This window comes from Anaerofustis stercorihominis DSM 17244 (assembly GCF_000154825.1).
In the GTDB taxonomy this organism is placed as follows: Bacteria; Bacillota; Clostridia; order Eubacteriales; family Anaerofustaceae; genus Anaerofustis; species Anaerofustis stercorihominis.
Map to the genome: position 1 here is coordinate 534,008 of NZ_DS560019.1, position 17,017 is coordinate 551,024.

20 protein-coding genes and 1 tRNA gene are annotated in these 17,017 nt (G+C 31.6%); 13 read left to right on the forward strand and 8 right to left on the reverse strand.

The features are described from left to right. Positions 1–115: 115 nt before the first annotated feature. Entirely contained in the window at positions 116–343 is a 228-nt protein-coding gene (locus ANASTE_RS07305; RefSeq protein WP_007050350.1) for a hypothetical protein, read from the reverse strand. 88 nt (positions 344–431) lie between these two features. Then, positions 432–638 carry a helix-turn-helix transcriptional regulator gene (locus ANASTE_RS07310; protein WP_039945325.1) on the reverse strand — a complete coding sequence of 69 codons (207 nt, stop codon included), beginning with the start codon at positions 636–638 and terminating at the stop codon, positions 432–434. A 152-nt stretch (positions 639–790) separates the two neighbouring features. Here ANASTE_RS07310 and ANASTE_RS11440 point away from each other — a divergent pair, with 152 nt between their 5' ends. The 3 genes from ANASTE_RS11440 to ANASTE_RS07325 all read left to right on the forward strand — a co-directional run bounded on the left by ANASTE_RS11440 (position 791) and on the right by ANASTE_RS07325 (position 3,478). After that, positions 791–1,309, forward strand: coding sequence for a helix-turn-helix domain-containing protein (locus tag ANASTE_RS11440; RefSeq protein WP_007050352.1), 519 nt, complete (start codon positions 791–793; stop codon positions 1,307–1,309). Between the two features lie 62 nt (positions 1,310–1,371). Then, on the forward strand, positions 1,372–2,232 hold the full coding sequence (locus tag ANASTE_RS07320; protein ID WP_007050353.1) for a hypothetical protein: 861 nt from the start codon (positions 1,372–1,374) through the stop codon (positions 2,230–2,232). Between the two features lie 121 nt (positions 2,233–2,353). Beyond that, the gene (locus tag ANASTE_RS07325; protein ID WP_007050354.1) at positions 2,354–3,478 is read left to right on the forward strand and encodes a tyrosine-type recombinase/integrase; all 1,125 of its coding nucleotides are present in this window, start codon (positions 2,354–2,356) and stop codon (positions 3,476–3,478) included. A gap of 82 nt (positions 3,479–3,560) precedes the next feature. On the opposite strand, the gene ANASTE_RS07330 is transcribed toward ANASTE_RS07325, so the two are convergent. Next, positions 3,561–3,643: transfer RNA gene (locus ANASTE_RS07330), tRNA-Leu, on the reverse strand. Positions 3,644–3,881: 238 nt separating this feature from the next. Between ANASTE_RS07330 and ANASTE_RS07335 the strand changes: the two genes are divergently transcribed. After that, on the forward strand, positions 3,882–4,400 hold the full coding sequence (locus ANASTE_RS07335; protein ID WP_242648106.1) for an HD domain-containing protein: 519 nt from the start codon (positions 3,882–3,884) through the stop codon (positions 4,398–4,400). A 78-nt stretch (positions 4,401–4,478) separates the two neighbouring features. Here the strand turns inward: ANASTE_RS07335 and ANASTE_RS07340 are convergent, their stop codons facing one another. Further along, complete coding sequence (locus ANASTE_RS07340) at positions 4,479–5,834, reverse strand: O-antigen ligase family protein (protein WP_007050356.1); 1,356 nt, start codon at positions 5,832–5,834, stop codon at positions 4,479–4,481. A 281-nt stretch (positions 5,835–6,115) separates the two neighbouring features. Between ANASTE_RS07340 and ANASTE_RS07345 the strand changes: the two genes are divergently transcribed. Continuing rightward, entirely contained in the window at positions 6,116–7,189 is a 1,074-nt protein-coding gene (locus ANASTE_RS07345) for an endonuclease/exonuclease/phosphatase family protein (RefSeq protein WP_007050357.1), read from the forward strand. Further along, positions 7,190–7,705, forward strand: coding sequence for a hypothetical protein (locus ANASTE_RS07350; protein WP_007050358.1), 516 nt, complete (start codon positions 7,190–7,192; stop codon positions 7,703–7,705). 191 nt (positions 7,706–7,896) lie between these two features. On the opposite strand, the gene ANASTE_RS07355 is transcribed toward ANASTE_RS07350, so the two are convergent. Beyond that, entirely contained in the window at positions 7,897–8,247 is a 351-nt protein-coding gene (locus ANASTE_RS07355; RefSeq protein ID WP_007050359.1) for a cupin domain-containing protein, read from the reverse strand. A 135-nt stretch (positions 8,248–8,382) separates the two neighbouring features. Here ANASTE_RS07355 and ANASTE_RS07360 point away from each other — a divergent pair, with 135 nt between their 5' ends. Genes ANASTE_RS07360 through ANASTE_RS07370 form a run of 3 tightly spaced genes read left to right on the forward strand, consistent with a single transcriptional unit; the run spans position 8,383 to position 9,648 of the window. Next, positions 8,383–9,123 carry a tyrosine-protein phosphatase gene (locus ANASTE_RS07360; protein WP_007050360.1) on the forward strand — a complete coding sequence of 247 codons (741 nt, stop codon included), beginning with the start codon at positions 8,383–8,385 and terminating at the stop codon, positions 9,121–9,123. Positions 9,124–9,128: 5 nt separating this feature from the next. Further along, positions 9,129–9,356: a hypothetical protein gene (locus ANASTE_RS07365; RefSeq protein WP_007050361.1), complete on the forward strand. Its 228-nt coding sequence runs from the start codon at positions 9,129–9,131 to the stop codon at positions 9,354–9,356. After that, positions 9,337–9,648, forward strand: a complete 312-nt coding sequence (locus ANASTE_RS07370) for a YbjQ family protein (RefSeq protein WP_007050362.1) — start codon at positions 9,337–9,339, stop codon at positions 9,646–9,648. Before ANASTE_RS07365 ends, ANASTE_RS07370 begins: the two co-directional genes overlap by 20 nt. Positions 9,649–9,672: 24 nt before the next feature. On the opposite strand, the gene ANASTE_RS07375 is transcribed toward ANASTE_RS07370, so the two are convergent. From ANASTE_RS07375 to ANASTE_RS07385, 3 genes are read right to left on the reverse strand one after another with little or no spacing between them, the layout of a single operon-like run. Then, positions 9,673–10,149, reverse strand: a complete 477-nt coding sequence (locus ANASTE_RS07375) for a hypothetical protein (protein ID WP_007050363.1) — start codon at positions 10,147–10,149, stop codon at positions 9,673–9,675. 8 nt (positions 10,150–10,157) lie between these two features. Beyond that, positions 10,158–11,060 (reverse strand): UDP-N-acetylmuramate dehydrogenase, encoded by a 903-nt coding sequence (gene murB / locus ANASTE_RS07380; RefSeq protein WP_007050364.1) that lies wholly within the window; start codon positions 11,058–11,060, stop codon positions 10,158–10,160. Between the two features lie 14 nt (positions 11,061–11,074). Next, positions 11,075–11,992, reverse strand: a complete 918-nt coding sequence (locus ANASTE_RS07385) for a DMT family transporter (protein WP_007050365.1) — start codon at positions 11,990–11,992, stop codon at positions 11,075–11,077. 212 nt (positions 11,993–12,204) lie between these two features. Here ANASTE_RS07385 and ANASTE_RS07390 point away from each other — a divergent pair, with 212 nt between their 5' ends. The 4 genes from ANASTE_RS07390 (at position 12,205) to ANASTE_RS07405 (ending at position 17,016) form a co-directional block, all read left to right on the forward strand. Then, a complete protein-coding gene (locus tag ANASTE_RS07390) occupies positions 12,205–13,560 on the forward strand; it encodes an MATE family efflux transporter (RefSeq protein ID WP_007050366.1) in 1,356 nt (451 codons plus the stop codon). 1,316 nt (positions 13,561–14,876) lie between these two features. Further along, positions 14,877–15,239 carry a helix-turn-helix domain-containing protein gene (locus ANASTE_RS07395; protein ID WP_007050367.1) on the forward strand — a complete coding sequence of 121 codons (363 nt, stop codon included), beginning with the start codon at positions 14,877–14,879 and terminating at the stop codon, positions 15,237–15,239. A gap of 229 nt (positions 15,240–15,468) precedes the next feature. After that, positions 15,469–15,717: a helix-turn-helix domain-containing protein gene (locus ANASTE_RS07400; RefSeq protein ID WP_007050369.1), complete on the forward strand. Its 249-nt coding sequence runs from the start codon at positions 15,469–15,471 to the stop codon at positions 15,715–15,717. 549 nt (positions 15,718–16,266) lie between these two features. Then, on the forward strand, positions 16,267–17,016 hold the full coding sequence (locus ANASTE_RS07405) for a DeoR/GlpR family DNA-binding transcription regulator (protein WP_039945333.1): 750 nt from the start codon (positions 16,267–16,269) through the stop codon (positions 17,014–17,016). The last annotated feature ends 1 nt before the right edge of the window (position 17,017 follow it).

Below are 17,017 nucleotides of genomic sequence, written 5' to 3' on the forward strand. Positions count from 1 at the left end.
TTGTTTTAAATAGGTGTGTTTAGATGTAACTTTCTTTTTTATCATTCGTGAGTAATTATTAGGGTAGTATATAAAAACGCTTAAAATTCTTTGATATAGAAAATTATTGACTTCCTTAAATCCCTTTTCTTTGCTCCTCATTAAAATACTTACCCATATCCTTTACACTTTCGCCTATATAATCAATGATTTTATATATTTCATCTTCACGAAAATACTTTCCCTTTTTACCCGTCATGATCTGTGTTATATAAAAATTGCTTCGGTTTAATAACTTTTCAAAGTCTTTAATTTGTTTATCCTGTTCCGTCAGTTTCCCCCGCAGTTTATAATATGGTTTCATGCTTCAGCTCCTTTAATAAATATATCTTTTGATTTTTGTAAGGTCGTGTTACCGACTTTAAATGCGAATATAATTACACTGTGCAACACTAAGAATAAAAAAAATATAAATTAAAATCGTCTTCTTTAATTTCTAAAATTTTGCCTAATACAAGAGCTTCATCTAACTTAAAGGTCCTTGTATTATTTATTTTATGGCTCAACGTAGATTGAGTGATACCCATTTTATTGGCAAGCTCTTCCTGTGTAAAGCCTAACTCTTTCAATCTACCTTTTATTTTTCTACTATTTACCACGCTTAACACCTCCTTTTTAATATATTGTAACACTATGCAACATATAAATCAATACATAGTGTAATAATATTTTAATAAAATACTATAATATATTGCATTATGTAATATATTATAGTACAATATACTTAAATTAATTAAAAGGACTAATATAAATGAATAATTTAGAAATTGGTAACAGAATAAAACAAGTTAGACAAGAAAAAGGACTGAGTTTGAGAGAACTTGGAGAAATTATTGGTATATCAGGAGCAACTATACAAAGGTATGAAAACGGACTTATAAATAGATTGAAACTACCAGTAATTGAAAGTATTGCAAATGCTTTAGGTGTAAATCCGTCTTGGTTGATATTTAAAAGTAAAAATAAATATAAAACTCTTGTTAATGATAAAAATACAATATCATCAGAAAATAAAGACCTTTTAAACAAATTTAATAAACTTTCACCTAATAGACAAAAAAGAATAAATAAATTTATAGATATGGAACTTGAAGAACAGAAAGAAGAAGAAATGGCAAAAGAAAGCACTGCAGCATACACCGGAACTGACGGAGGGCATAGTATCGCGGCAGAAAGCACACAGAAATATAATCAAGCAGAAGAAAAGTCTAAGCCCAAAGTCACAAAGGAAGACTTGGATAGAATTTATAACAAAATAGATAAGGAATAAAATAATATTACTCTGTTAATGTATATTAAAACAAAGAAATATTATTAAAATAGGTGCATTGTATGGGAAATTGGATAAAAGAACATAAATTTAAAATTCTTTTAATAATAGTATTAATTATATTAGTAATAGGGCTATTTATATCAATAATAGGATTACTTGTTTTACCTAAATTTATATACTTTACAAATTCAGATATCACGGCGGATTATGTAGGTTATTATGGAATGATAATAACATCAGTAATATCAACTATTGTTACTGTAGTAATTTTTTATTATACATTAACTGAAAATAGAAAACAGATAGAAAAAGAGAGAAAATTTACAGAAGAATTAGCAAAAGAAGAAAGAAAATTAAGTGTAAAACCTTACTTAAGTTCATCTTTTAAAGAAATAGTATTTAATAAAATGGATAGTAGAATTTTATCATACAATAAAGAAGATGAAAAGTATCTACAATCTGATATAAAAAAAATAGAATTAGAACAAAATAATTATGATCATGTTGTTTGGTTATATGATAAAGAAAAGGTTTTAGAACAAAAAGATTATACTGGTACCTTTCCTGTAACAGAAACATTATCAATGGCTATTAGAAACAAATCGGATTTTTTCAGTTTAAAGAATAAAAATAATTTTTATATATATACAATAAAAAATGTAGGCGCAAATAATGCTATAAATATTAGATTAACTATAAATGGAATAAATACTTTACCACCATTTCATTTATCAGAAAATGAAATAAAGAAGGTGCTATTTGTTTCTCCAAAGACTAATAAGTTTATAGATATACGCTTATTATTTGAAAATGTATTAGGTACGACATATTATGAACAAAAACAGTTAATAAACCTAAACGAACATAAGAGTATCAATTTAGCTCTACTTTCAAAACCAGAAGAAATAAAAAACGAATAAAAAAAGCCCTCTACCTCGGCAAAGGTAAAAGGCTTAAGGAGTGCATTTATAATACACTGTCTCATCAATAGTTATTATATTATAAGCACTCTTAAAAATCAATCAAAGGAGTGTATTTTTTATGGGAAAAAGAATTAATACCGCCAAATGGTCGGAAAAGTACCAAAGGTGGCAAATAAACGTACAAAAGGACGGTGTTAGAAGAAGTTTTTATAGTTCAGTAAAAGGACGTAATGGTCAGAGAGAAGCAAACAGAAAGGCTGATAACTGGCTTGAAAGCAGTATAACTAATGACAATCAAACAGTAGAAAAGCTAAGCATACAATTTATCGAATATCAAAGCTTAAGAGTTGGGAAAAGCAGACAGGAAAATATTAAAAGTCATTTCAAACTATACATAAATAAACTTATAGGTAATAAAAAAATTGCCAACCTTACGGAACAGGACTTACAGAATGTTCTTGATTTTATGTATAAGAAAGGTAAAGGCTATAGCTATATTGATGAAGTAAAAAGAACAATACTACCTTTCATGAAATTTCTAAGGAAGAATAAAATTACAACTCTTAATCCCGAATTTTTAGAAGTAAACCCAAAAGCTAGAAGAAAAGATAAAAAAGGTACTCTTCAGCCTAAAGATATTTATACTCTTTTTAGATCGCCTTATACCCTCCTCTACGGAGAAAAAACAAAAGATATATTTATATATGCTTACCGTTTCGCTGTTGTTACCGGACTTAGAAGAGGCGAACTACTGGGGCTTAAATGGTCGGATATTTTAAGAGATATAAACGGCAGTACTATTTTATATGTAAATAGGGCTGTAAATGAATTTGGAGAAATAACACAAGGAAAGACAGACAATGCAAAGAGGTCTTTTATACTTCCTCAAATCGCGGTTGAAATCCTCGAAGAACAAAATATACAACAAACATGTAAAAGTCCTTATATCTTTACCGATAAATATAACGAAAGAATACGACCTCAACAGCTTACGGCACGTTTTAGGATATATGCAAATTATAACAAATTATCAAGACATACCTTGCATGAGTTAAGACATACTTTTATAAGCCTAAATAAAGATAATTTAAGCTTATCGTTGCTAAAAGACTTTGTTGGCCATAGTCCTAATATGAAAACATTGAGCATATACGGACACTCAATAGAAAATGAAACCCTTGAAGCTAGTAAACTTATTAATGACCGCTTCAATGAAATCTTGAATAAGAAGAATAATTATTAAAAGTGTGTTATAAAGTGTGTTATTTCAATGCAATAAAAAAACTGAAACCCTCTCTATCAAAGAATTTCAGTTATTTTCTAATTGGTGCGGATGAAGGGAGTCGAACCCCCACACCGAAGTACTAGATCCTAAGTCTAGCGCGTCTGCCAATTCCGCCACATCCGCATAATCATTAAGCTTTATTATTATATATAAAATTATCTTTTCTGTCAAGAGATTTTTCAAATAAAATAATAACACTTATATATTTTGTTTATATTTCCTTTATTTCAAACTTATTATATAATAAATTATATAAAAGATTGATTTTGAAAATCTAAACAAAATATTAAAAATTTAAGTTAGTTATAATTTTTTCTTAATAAGTTCATAATATATTTGTAGTATATTTTATTCATACTAAATGAGAAAATTATATAGGATGGAAAACAGGATGACCAGAGAAGAAAAAAATATTTTTTATAAAAAATTAGAACATATATTATCCCACGAAGAAGTGAGGAAAATGCAGGATTTCACTCAGCACGGAGGTACGGATACATTCAGCCACTGTTTGAACGTTGCACTTTTAAGTTACCGTTTATCTAAGAAAATGAAATTAAAAGTAAACGAGGAGTCAATGTTAAAAGGAGCTATGCTCCATGATTTTTACTTATATGACTGGCATTTGGACAGGGATACAAGAGAAGGCTTTCACGGTTTCAGACATCCAAAGAGAGCTCTCGACAATGCACTGGAACACTTTGACTTAGATAAAAAGGAAGCCAACATAATATCAAGCCATATGTGGCCTTTGACTTTTAGAAAAATCCCCAAAAGTAAAGAAGCTTTTATAGTTTGTATGGCAGATAAGTGGTGTGCGGTAATGGAAACAAAAGAAAGTTACGTAAATAAAATCAAAAGACTAAAATATAACAGTTAGTTTCATATATTTCATAAAAAAAACAAGAAAGATATTTCTTGTTTTTTTATGTCAATTTTTCATGTGAAAATATTTAATTCAAATATCTTTTTTAAAAAATAATGGAGATATTGCAAGATAAAACAATAACACAGGTTGGCTTTTAAAAGGAAATATTGCAATTTCTAACATCGAATAAACACAAAAAATTATTATGCTCATGCTCATAAATAAGTAATAAGGTTCTTTATATTTTTTTCCAAAAACAAATATTAAAGCTTTTAATCCTGTAAAAATCTCTATAATTAACCATACTACTCCATTTATAACCCCTGTTCTATAAGCTATATCTAACGGAGTATTATGAGCGCCATAAACTTTAAGATTTAAATCTTTTACATATACAGTTTTAATAACTTTATTACCTATTAAGTTAATATGTTTAAGATAATATTTCCATATAGTTAATCTTCCTGAAGATATAGTATTTAAATCCTTATCCTCTATTTTCAATCTATCAAAAGCATTTGTCTTAGTTACATTTTTATTTTTTATCAACTTTTTTGTTGAATCATTAGTTTTATTTGTTGTATATTCCGTAGATAAATTAGATATACTTTTATTTATCGACAATCCTAAAATTGAAAAAGATATAAATATAAGAATAATTGTAATCATATTTAATATCAATTTTTTTTTGTTATTTACTATATTTACTTTAAAATAAAATATAATAAAAAATATTGTTGTAATTAATATTGAAAGTATTGAAGTTCTAGAAACAGATAAAACAGAAAACATTAATGATAGTCCACAAACAGCATAATATAACCAAATATATTTTGTTTCATTTATAATTAAATATAAAGATGCACATAATACAATTGAACATATCATTCCCAAAAAATTTGGATTATTTGCTGTTCCTGCATATCTTCCTGCATGTGTAACAGCAGTTTCAAATGGTACAGTCAAAATACAGAAAATAAAATACATACCTCCAACAAAAGCAATAGCTTTTGTTATGAGTTCAAATAATTTATTATAATCCCCTCTATTGCCCCAGACAAAATAAAGACAAGGAAATGCAATTAAAACCGTCAAAGCTAGAGCTCTAAAGCCTTCTCCTACTGGATGAATAAAACTAACGATAATGATTATAACTCCAAAGGTCATCCATAATGTAGGTAATACTCTAAAATTGTTTAATAATTCAAGCTTTTTATTTATGCTCATAATTATTATAAAAAACAAAAATATGCATCCCAAAAAGGCTTGACTTGTAAAACTAATTCCATCCCAAATAAAAAAATTAGAATTTATAAAAATTTGCATTAAGAAAAGATAAATAAAACAAACTGTTATTAAGGTTTCTTTTATTTTTTCAGGAATTTTCTTTGTTATTGTATATATTGGATTTAAAATCAATATAAAAAAATTTTGCAATATGTTCATATAATAATACATCCTTAAAATTTTATATTAAAAGTATAAAATGATAAAATATTATATTATTTTATACATAATCATTAAATAAAACTTAATATTAATATAATATTTTTTAATTTTATTTAGTGCATTATATCATAAATTTTCCCAAAAGTATATCTTATTATCTTATAGTATATCCAAAGTTAAAATAAAAGAAGGTTCGCTTCTTTTATTTTTTTACCTTTATACTTATGATATAATATTTAATAACATAGATAAATTTATTTATAAAATAGGAGATATGTATGAAGGCATTGAAGATAATCTTATATATGGTGATTATAATTATCGCCGTTCTCTTGATAGGTGTACTGTACCTGACATTATCAGAGTATAAACCTCAGGATACAGAACAAGCGAAGAAGATCAAAGAGATAAAAAAGCACAAAGAAATAAAATTGAATGACGAATTAAGCGTCCTTACATATAACTTGGGCTACTGCAACGACAGCGCAGATAGCGATTTCTTTATGGACGGAGGCAAAAGAACGAGGATAGAATCCAAAGATAAAGTGATAAGGAATATGAAGGGCATTGAGCAAAATATAAAAAATAATAAAAGCGATGTTGTATTCCTTCAGGAAGTCGACGAAAAATCTAAAAGAGCTTACGGAGTAAACGAAGTCAAATATCTAAGTGATAATTTAAATGGTTCAAGCTATTTTGCAAAGAACTTCTCATGCAAATATATCCCTTATCCATTTCCGGATATGATAGGAGGAGTCGAAGCGGGGATAGTGACTGTCTCTCCTTATAAAGTATCGGACGCAAAGAGATACTCTCTTCCCGTAGCATTTAAATACCCTATAAGGGTCTGCCAAATGAAAAGATGTCTGCTTGTAGAAAGAGTGAAAATCAAGAACAGCGATAAAGAACTGGTTCTTGTAAACCTCCATATGGAAGCCTACGATGACGGAGAAGGAAAGAAAAAACAAACCAAAGTCTTAACAGATTTTCTGAATAAAGAATACAAAAAAGGCAATTACTGCATAGCGGGAGGAGATTTCAATCAAAATTTCCCAAATGCGGATAATAAAAAATATCCGATAATAAATGATAAGTATTTTACTCCGGGAACATTAAATCTCGATGCATTCAGCAAAGACTGGACTTTCGCTGTAGACGACAGTTTACCTACATCAAGGCTTCTTAACGAAGAATACGACGAAAACAGCAAAAATACTCAGCTATATGTAATAGACGGATTTATATTATCCCCTAACGTAAAGCTGAAAAAAGTAAAAACGATAGATACAAAATTCAACTATTCTGACCATAACCCCGTAAGGATAGAAGTAAAACTGGAGAAGGAGAAATAAATGAGTTTGATAGCAACACTGCTGGGAATAGTGCTGGGTATGATATGCTTTTCGGCTTGGACTAAATATATGAATGACTCCGTAAATAAACAAACGGAAAAGCTGGATGAAAATAATTTTACAGTAAGAAAGCCGAAATCTAAAACAGTCTTTTACTCGGTCATACTCTTCGCATGGGTAATAATCTTTGCATTATATCAAGGAGGTATAATCTTTGAAAAAAATATCTTCTTCTACGCAGTTACGGCTCTTGTTATTCTAATGAGCCTTTATAAAATACAATACTGCATCCATAGAAAGATAACCGTTGAAGGAGAAAAGATAACCGATACAAAGGGAAATATATATTATTTTTCGGACTTTACCTCTTGCAAAATAATCGACAGTGCTTTTATGCTATTCATCGGAAACACTCCCACACTTAAACTGGAAAGAGACGATGTTGGGTATAATACTTTTTTAAACAGAGTATTTTCTACGGGAATGAAAGTAGTCGACCTGAGGAAAAACAAATGATAAACATAAATGTAGAGAAAAGATAATACCATTTAAAATACTTGATATTAGCCAAAAATATTTAAGTAAAATACATTTGATTTAGGTAAAAATATAATTTTATCCTTATCTATCAGAATTAAAAAACAGTGCTTAAAAATATAAGTATATATAAAACAAAAAAGGAGTAAGTAAATACTCCTTTTTTGTTTTTAAATATAATGTATATTGAATTCTTTATTAGTTATGAATAGTACCTCTACATCTTCATCTTTTCCTCCATGAAACGCTTTGGAACCTTCTTTGAACCATACGAAACTCCCCTTGTCAAAATCTCCTAAATTGGTGTGAAGCACCCCTTCAAGCACGTACATACCATGAGCGCAGTCATGTGTATGCCACGGAGTGATGGTTCCCTTGGGATAAAGTATCTGTTTTATCATCATTTTTGTATCTTCGTCGTTTAAAAGATACTGCTCGTACATCACATTGCCGGTGTTCTTGCTTACATGCTCATGCTCTCTGACATTTATTTCTTCACTTTTAAAAATAATATCGTCCATTCTCTTACCTACCCTTTTTTATTTAATTTTACACCTTGATTATAGTAAATTCAACCAAATAAAAACTTATCCATAATTTGATAGGAAGAAGATTACTTTTGTGGTAAAATAAAATTTAGAAAAGAGGAATAAAATATGGACTTAAACAGAATAAACTTTTCCGGTGAACTTCCTTTGGAAGGAACAAATAACGTAAGGGATCTCGGCGGTTATTACTGCAATACGACTCCTCCTAGAATAACTAAATATCATAAATTCATAAGGTCTGCTGGACTTACATATATTACAAACAAGGACATAGATATACTGCTAAGCTACGGAGTAAAAGACGTACTGGATCTTAGGAGCAGTGAAGAAGCAGAACTTCAGCCAAACAAATTAAAAGACGTGGAAGGGATAAATTATTATAATATCCCTTTAAGTATCGTTGATATGGTTGCAGACATAACTAAAGAAGATAAGAATTTCAATATGCCGGAGGGATATATCAAGCGTATAGAACATAAGGAAATAATAAAGGGTATAATAGAGTACATCGCCGATAATCTGAACGGAGGCTTTTTATTCCACTGTACGGCGGGAAAAGACAGGACGGGACTTGTCGCTTCTATACTTCTCGGACTTTGCAATGTCTCCAGAGGAGATATAAAAGCTAACTATGAGGTATCTCACACTTACATGAGAGAAAACAATGACTTTATGAAAGCCTATGAAATGGGAAAATCAAAGGTGTTTTTATCAAAAGCAAGGTATATGGAATGCGTATATGATTACATTATCAATACTTACGGTTCGTACAAGGATTACTTAATAAACTGCAGCATCAAAGAAACCGATTTAAACAAAATAATAAATTATTTTACAGAGGAAATATAAAAAATATGAAAAATAAAAATAAAAAGAAAGTGGCACCTATTTTGGTCGGTATCGTTATAAGCTTGATACTCATAGTTTATATATCCATAATAATGATTGTGGAATTCCCGATAATAATCAAGATAATGTTCGGGCTTATACTTCTTGCGCTTATAGGTGTGATGATACATACAGTAATAGAAAGATTGGAAGAAATCGAGGAGGGTGAAGAAGATGATCTTAGTAACTACTGAAAAAATCGAAGGAAAAGAATTTGAAATGCTTGGGTTGGTAAAAGGTTCCTGTATACAAACAAAGAATGTCGGCAAGGATATTTCACAAAGTTTCAAAACATTGGTCGGAGGAGAACTTAAATCCTACAACGAAATGATGAACGAATCCAGAGCCATGGCAACGAAGAGAATGGTTCAGGAAGCCGAAGAAATGGGTGCAGACGCCATCGTGGCGGTAAGATACGCTTCCTCTGCAATAATGCAGGGTGCAGCGGAAGTATTCGCTTACGGAACAGCTGTAAAATACAAATAAAAAGAGCTTATATAAGCTCTTTTTTTATTCTCCGTAGCCCCATACTTCCTTTGGGATACTATTTAAATGAGTAAGGGTCCTTACCGCATAAAACATCAAACATAAGAATACAAAATGCACTCCCATTTGTATATAATCTATGGAAAGCACCGCTACTATAAAGTCTATTATATAGAAGAATATCAGTACCCCGTAAGAAAACTTGATATTCTTATAGCAGAAAAATGCACAAGTGCCGATTATCAGAACACTTATACCGACAGCGCCGTAAAAGAGAACGGATAATACTATATTCTTGGCAGCGTAAAACAAATGTGCATTAGTAAAGAACTGATCCACAAGAACAAAATTGAACCATGTTGCACTCGTTTCTGCCTGAACTATCAAAAGCACTATTTGAAATATCATTGCAAGAAAAATAAAAATCGGCACTATGGATAAGATTTTAGACCTTTTCTCCAATTTATCCTTTATGATTTTAAAATCGGCATAATTCATCATCCTACCTCCTAATTATCTTCTCCGATTATTCTAACTTCTTCTTCAAGTTTTACCTTATATTTATTGTATACTTCTTTTTTTACATAATCAATAACATCTAAGATTTCTTTGGTAGATGCGTTACTTTTATTTATCACAAATCCCGCATGCTTTTCACTAACACCGGCATCTCCGATATGATAACCTTTAAGCCCCGCTTCATCTATCAGCTTAGCCGCAATATAACCCTCGGGTCTTTTGAACGTACTCCCCGCCGAAGGATCGCTTGGCTGAGTCCTCGTCCTATACTCCTTGAACTCATCCATACTAGCTTTTATTTCTTCTTTATTTCCTTTATGAAGCTGAATCCTTGCACTTAAGACAATATATCCTTTTTCTTCGATATTGCTGTGTCTGTATCTTAAATCCAGATCTTCCGGTTTTAATACTTTGACTTTGCCATCACTAGTATCAAACACAGTAACGTCGATAAGCACGTCTTTCATTTCACCGCCGTGTGCTCCCGCATTCATGAACACTCCCCCGCCCAGACTGCCGGGGATACCTCCCGCAAATTCAAATCCTGCAAGATATGAAGCCAACGCCTTGTTTGCGATAAGGGCTAACGGTGTTCCCGCATTTGCGGTGATGACTTCTCCGTTAATTTCATAACCGGTCATTTTGAATGTACTTACTACCGTTTCTTTAAGCCCGCCGTCCTTGACGAGGATATTTGTCCCTCTTCCGAGAACGATAAACTTTTCATCATTTTCTTTTAAATACTTTACGACTTCAACAAATTCATCAACGGTTTGGGGTGTCAAATAAAACTTCGCATTCCCGCCGCTTCTGAAATTGGAATGTTTCTTCATAGGTTCATCCAATAAAACATTTTCGCTTCCTATGATTTTTTCAATTTTTTTTATATCCATATTTCTCCTTTTAACTAAACATCTTCGGTTTCTATTTTAACTTTTTCTCTTTTTAAAAAAGCAAACTTCGTTTCAGCAAGTATCAAAGCTGTGAATATTATAACAGCACCGAACAACATTTGTATAGTAAAAATTTCTTTTAGGAAAATAATACCTAGGATAGTTCCGAATACACTTTCCATACTCATAAGTATTCCCGCATGAGTGGGAGTAGTATACTTTTGAGCGACATTTTGGATCAAAAATGCTATAGCCGAAGCTATCACACCGAGATATAATAACATTGGAACGATACTTCCTGTTATATCAAAAGTAAACAATTCCCCGTTGAATATAAGAAGTATAAAAGCAAAAAGCCCAGCAAAAGCCATTTGCATCATACATAGGATGATAGGGTCTTCATCTTTGGAAAAAATACCGACAAAGAATACATGAAAAGCCCAAAATATCGAGCCTATCAAAGTGATACCGTCGTAGTAATTTATATTTAACCCCTCCCTGGGGTTCATCGTAAGCAAAAATATCCCGATTATCATCATCAAAGCCGCAATAAAATTATGTTTTTCAGGTTTTTGTTTACCCACAAACATGGTTATAAAAGGAACTATTGCTACATACACCGCAGTCAAAAAAGCACTCTTTCCCGCCGATGTCTGGACCAGACCATAAGTCTGAAAAGTAAAGCCCAGAAATAATACAAAGCCTATCACCGCACTTTTCATTATAGTCTTCTTTGTAATAAGATTTAGTTTTTTGAAATTTATAATAAACAGGGTAACAGCGGCAATTATAAATCGTGTAAATATAAGCTGGGTACCACTGAGAGCGTCTAAACCGTTTTTTGTTACTATAAAACCGCTTCCCCAAATAAAAGCCATTACCAAAAGGAAAAAATCGGCACATAGTGATTTGTTTTTTATATTTATTTTCATAATGTGTCTCCTTCATTTCTACGTGAATAAATATTATATCACAAAAATATACTCTCTTCTACCTTATGCAGTAGATAAATAATAAAGGAATTCATAAAAGGTACTATAAAACAATATTAGGATAAAGTAAAGAAAAACTCAGCTCGTCTAATCTTGACTATATCAGTCGAGCGGTCATATAATAATATATAAAAATAATAAAAGGAGGAAGTATGAATAATAACGCAGATTTCAGCATAGGAAGCCCGGCAAAAAACATATTGAAACTCGCGGTACCCATGACGGTAGCACAGCTTATAAACCTCCTTTATAACATGATAGACAGGATATACATAGGAAGGATACCGACTACGGGTACCCTAGCCTTAACTGGACTTGGATTATGCTTTCCCATAATCATGATAGTCACCGCCTTTGCAAATCTATTTTCTTTCGGCGGCGCTCCTCTTTTCTCAATGGAAAGAGGAAGAGAAAACGATGAAGAAGCTCAAAAAATCATGGGGAATTCTTTTCTTATGATGATACTATTCGGAGTATCTCTTACGATAATAGGGCTTTTATTTCAAAAACCTATACTATACCTCTTCGGAGCAAGCGACGTCACCTACCCCTTTGCAAGAGATTACATAACCATATATTTGACCGGGAATATTTTTGTGATGACAAGCCTTGGAATGAACAGCTTCATAAATGCACAGGGCTTCGCAAAAACGGGAATGCTAACCGTAATGCTTGGAGCATTTACCAACTTGATACTGGATCCGATATTCATATTCCACTTCGGAATGGGAGTAAAAGGAGCGGCGATAGCAACTATAATATCCCAATTCCTTTCAAGCGTATGGGTAATGAAATTCCTTACGGGAAAGAAAGCTATCATAAAACTCACTAAAGAAAGCATGCACCTCAGAGTAAGCAGAGTAAAGAGGATAATCGACCTTGGTATGTCGGGATTTATCATGTCCGTAACCAACAGTATAGTACAAATCATATGCAATGCCACTCTTCAAATTTACGGAGGAGACTTATATGTAGGAGTAATGACTATATTGAATTCTATCCGGGAAATATTCACTATGCCCGTCAGCGGTATCACAGACGGTGCGACTCCTGTAATGAGCTACAACTACGGAGCAAAAAACTTCCATAAGCTGAAAAAAGCGATAAAATTTATGTCAATCGTTTGTATAGCCTACACTTTCCTTGCATGGCTAACCATTATAGAGTTCCCGGACATATTCATTAAAATATTCAACCACGACCCTAAACTAATAGCGAAGAGCATACCCGCAATAGAAATATATTTTTTCGGTTTCTTTATGATGGCTCTCCAATTTGCGGGTCAGAGAGTTTTCGTGTCCCTGGGGAAATCGGGATATGCAGTATTCTTTTCCATTTTCAGAAAAGTAATCATAGTTACTCCCCTAACTATCCTCCTTCCGAAGTTTTTCTCTCTTGGAGTAAAAGGGGTATTCCTCGCAGAACCAATATCAAACTTCATCGGCGGACTTGCCTGTTTTATAACTATGATTGTGGTCGTTCTTCCTGAAATCAACAATAATGATTAAGGGCTATCCGCCCTTAAAAACCCGACCATTTTTTGCTCGTCCAGTTCGCAAATTTTGCTAAAGCGAATTTGCTCATGTTATTGAATGTGTTTCACACAGCTAAAATTTATTTTAGTAAATTTTAGCAAGCCTTCCTTGAAGTCTTACAATAGTCACAATATGGATTAAAGGACTCCACTCAGTCGCCATGGCGGCTTTTACACGACTGGATTTTCTAAAAATCTCTGCCCGAGATTTTTGAAACAGTCGCTGCCCCAACCCATGCTATAAAATACTACCGATTATTAAAAAGTATCACTTTTAAATCAATTTTAAATATTGACAACATACTTACTTCAGAATATAATATATATAAAGAAGGAGCCATAGAAATGCAGGTGGCTTCCTAAGTTGGTTTAATAAAAAACTACCCTAAGTCGCTAGAGGGTAGTTTTTATTTTAGTTTTTTATCTTTATATCAAAAAGCCTAAAATAGCGGCTGCTATTTCAAATAATAGGACTAATATTTTTATTATCAGTACATAATTTATTTTCATAGCACCACCTCCTATGTATCTTCAGCTTCTGCTGATTATAATGGAGGAAACCACCCACAAAAACCCTATAGGGCTCCGCCCTAAGACCCGCCAATATTTTTCCAAAGATAAAAATATTGGATAAAAATCTTTCACTCAATCGCCGTGACGGCTTTTACGCTTCTCGATTTCCTGCAAAACGTTACCCACGTTTTGCGGAAGAGAAGCTGCCCCAATCCCATATTTAACGATACCTATAGCAATAAAATAAAGTAATATTTTCTATAAAATTCGCTAAAAAAAAGAACGCTAAGGCGTTCTTTTTTTATTCTCATACTTTCAAACTTTTCACTATCAAAAACTAAACAATATCAAAATGATATTGTTAAATCTTTTAATTTTCTTTTCATAATATTTGCAACTTAATAATTAATTTAGTCTATTACCTATTTATAGGTATTTTTTATTTTGACTAAATACAGGTAATACCTTTTGATATAATACAACTATAATAAACACTAAAAAGTGTTAATGTCGCAGACCAATTTCTCTATAAACAGGATTTCATTTATTAAAATATTTATACAAAGTCCAAATATGGACGACAAAATAAATGAAAAAATTATAAAATATTTATAAATAAAAATATTATCCATAGTATAGCTATACATGTATGTATTTATATCAACAACGATAAATTCATGTATACAATATAAAGATACTTCGGTGTACACATAGAAGCGTAGATAAAAAATAAAAACTTCTATAAAATTAAGTAAAATAATTTGAATGGTGTAAATAATGCAAATCAATTATAAAAAAGTTGGAGGAAAAATTAAAGAAGCAAGAAAAAAGCAAGGTTATACACAAGAAACATTAGCTGAAATAATAGATTTATCAGCCAGCCATTTAAGTCATGTGGAAAGCGGGATTGCAAAAATTTCACTTCCAACGATAGTTGCCATTGCAAAAACACTAAATGTAAGTCTTGATGACCTATTAAGTTTGGAAATAGATAATCAGTCAATTTATTTGACCTTAAAAGAACTGGATAGGATTTTTAAAAACTGCACGGTAAAAGAGAAGAACTTATTGATACATAATTTAAATATATTAAAGCAATATGATTTAAAGGAGTATATAAGAAAATCCCAAGAGGTTTAATAAGCAATTTTCCCTTTTAAAAATATACACCCCTCCCTCCGATATCATATCTTTCCCTTATTAAGGGGAGGGGAAGCGGTCGTTTGGAGAAAGTGCGGGCAGCACTTTCCCAAAATCCGACCGCGTTAAAAGCCGCCACGGCGATTGAGTGGAAGAGTTTTTCCCATCTTTTTTGGCTTTGAAAAAAAGATGGTCGCCCTTTAGGGCGAAATCCTAAAAGAGGTATATAATGAAAATAGAAGAAGCTTTCAGTATAAGAATAAAATATCTACTAAAAGAAAAAGGTATGACTGCCGAAGAACTTTCTAAAAAGTCAGATGTTTCACTCAATTATATAAATAAATTGATAACCGGCACAGCTAAAAATCTGCATATACAGGAAATGGGACAGATATCCATCGCATTTGAGATGCCTCTACATGAATTTTTAGATGACGAGGTATTTCATCATTTGGAAACAAAATATACAAAAAAATAAAGGAGCCTAATTGGTTCTTTTTTATTTTTAAATACTGTTTAAATAACTTAAAATTAGTATGGGTTGAGGCAGCGACTGTTTCAAAAACCTCAGGAAGAGATTTTTAGAAAATCCAGTCGCGTAAAAGCCGCCACGGCGATTGAGTGGAAGATTTTTATCTAATATTGTGACTATTTTAAGATTTCTAAGAAATCTTCCTAAGTTTAATTTATTAAACTTAGACATGCTTTAGCATGTTAAATAGCATGAGCAAACTTGCTTTAAGCAAGATTTGTGAATTAAACTTAGGAAAAATATTCGCTTGTCTTAAGGTGGAACCCTATAAAATGGAAATAAAATACATAAAAAATATAAAGAGCCCATAAGGCTCTTTTTTATTACCAAATTTATGGGAATAATTTTAGCTTAATTTACCAATACTATCCTTATCAAATGTATATTGAAGGATTTGCGAATATATTTGATTGTTATTGATTATTTATGATTAAAAATGATTGACATTGAAAATCGTTAGTGATATTATACACCTATAAAAAAGGAAGTGATAATATGTTGACCGAAAAAAGATATGAAAAAATTCTAGAAATGTTAAATGAAAAAAGTGTTCTTACAGTAAAGGAAATCACACAGGCACTCCATTCTTCCGACGCAACCACGAGAAGAGACTTACAAGCTTTGGATAACATGGGCAAACTAAAAAAAGTTCACGGCGGTGCGGCAAAAATCGAAAACAGCAGTTTCATAAAAAAAGAAGAAGATATTATTACCAGAGAAAATATAAGCAAAGAAGAAAAAGATAAAATAGGGAAAAAAGCGGCAAGCCTTATCGAAGAAAACGACTTTATCTATTTAGACGCGGGGACTTCGACAGGGGCGATGATTAAATATATAACGGCTAAGAACGTAACTTTCGTAACAAACGGCTTATATCATGCTCTTACCCTGTCAAAAATGGGATATAAAGTTTTCATTACATCGGGGGAAGCAAGAGAAATCACAGGTTCTGTCGTTGGAAGTGAAGCGGTAAAAAGTTTGGTAAAATACAACTTCACAAAAGGTTTCTTCGGTACCAACGGGATAGATATAAAGGCGGGATATACGACATACGCGGAAAAAGAAGCATTGATAAAAGGTGCGGCGATAAAAAAATGTAAAGAAGCCTTTATTTTGGGTGATGATTCCAAATTTAACAAAATAGCACCTATTACTTTCGCAAATATTAAAGATGCGGTAATAATTACTTCATCTGATGTCAATAATTCCTTTAAGGGGAAAACAAAAATATTGGAGGCAAAATAAT

Bases quoted from the DNA above. Each gene is read 5' to 3' on its own strand.
- ANASTE_RS07305 (WP_007050350.1), bottom strand. From the start codon at position 343: ATGAAACCATATTATAAACTGCGGGGGAAACTGACGGAACAGGATAAA.
- ANASTE_RS11440 (WP_007050352.1), top strand. From the start codon at position 791: ATGAATAATTTAGAAATTGGTAACAGAATAAAACAAGTTAGACAAGAA.
- ANASTE_RS07320 (WP_007050353.1), top strand. From the start codon at position 1,372: ATGGGAAATTGGATAAAAGAACATAAATTTAAAATTCTTTTAATAATA.
- ANASTE_RS07325 (WP_007050354.1), top strand. From the start codon at position 2,354: ATGGGAAAAAGAATTAATACCGCCAAATGGTCGGAAAAGTACCAAAGG.
- ANASTE_RS07335 (WP_242648106.1), top strand. From the start codon at position 3,882: ATGAGAAAATTATATAGGATGGAAAACAGGATGACCAGAGAAGAAAAA.
- ANASTE_RS07340 (WP_007050356.1), bottom strand. From the start codon at position 5,834: ATGAACATATTGCAAAATTTTTTTATATTGATTTTAAATCCAATATAT.
- ANASTE_RS07345 (WP_007050357.1), top strand. From the start codon at position 6,116: ATGAAGGCATTGAAGATAATCTTATATATGGTGATTATAATTATCGCC.
- ANASTE_RS07350 (WP_007050358.1), top strand. From the start codon at position 7,190: ATGAGTTTGATAGCAACACTGCTGGGAATAGTGCTGGGTATGATATGC.
- ANASTE_RS07355 (WP_007050359.1), bottom strand. From the start codon at position 8,247: ATGGACGATATTATTTTTAAAAGTGAAGAAATAAATGTCAGAGAGCAT.
- ANASTE_RS07360 (WP_007050360.1), top strand. From the start codon at position 8,383: ATGGACTTAAACAGAATAAACTTTTCCGGTGAACTTCCTTTGGAAGGA.
- ANASTE_RS07365 (WP_007050361.1), top strand. From the start codon at position 9,129: ATGAAAAATAAAAATAAAAAGAAAGTGGCACCTATTTTGGTCGGTATC.
- ANASTE_RS07370 (WP_007050362.1), top strand. From the start codon at position 9,337: ATGATCTTAGTAACTACTGAAAAAATCGAAGGAAAAGAATTTGAAATG.
- ANASTE_RS07375 (WP_007050363.1), bottom strand. From the start codon at position 10,149: ATGATGAATTATGCCGATTTTAAAATCATAAAGGATAAATTGGAGAAA.
- murB (WP_007050364.1), bottom strand. From the start codon at position 11,060: ATGGATATAAAAAAAATTGAAAAAATCATAGGAAGCGAAAATGTTTTA.
- ANASTE_RS07385 (WP_007050365.1), bottom strand. From the start codon at position 11,992: ATGAAAATAAATATAAAAAACAAATCACTATGTGCCGATTTTTTCCTT.
- ANASTE_RS07390 (WP_007050366.1), top strand. From the start codon at position 12,205: ATGAATAATAACGCAGATTTCAGCATAGGAAGCCCGGCAAAAAACATA.
- ANASTE_RS07395 (WP_007050367.1), top strand. From the start codon at position 14,877: ATGCAAATCAATTATAAAAAAGTTGGAGGAAAAATTAAAGAAGCAAGA.
- ANASTE_RS07400 (WP_007050369.1), top strand. From the start codon at position 15,469: ATGAAAATAGAAGAAGCTTTCAGTATAAGAATAAAATATCTACTAAAA.
- ANASTE_RS07405 (WP_039945333.1), top strand. From the start codon at position 16,267: ATGTTGACCGAAAAAAGATATGAAAAAATTCTAGAAATGTTAAATGAA.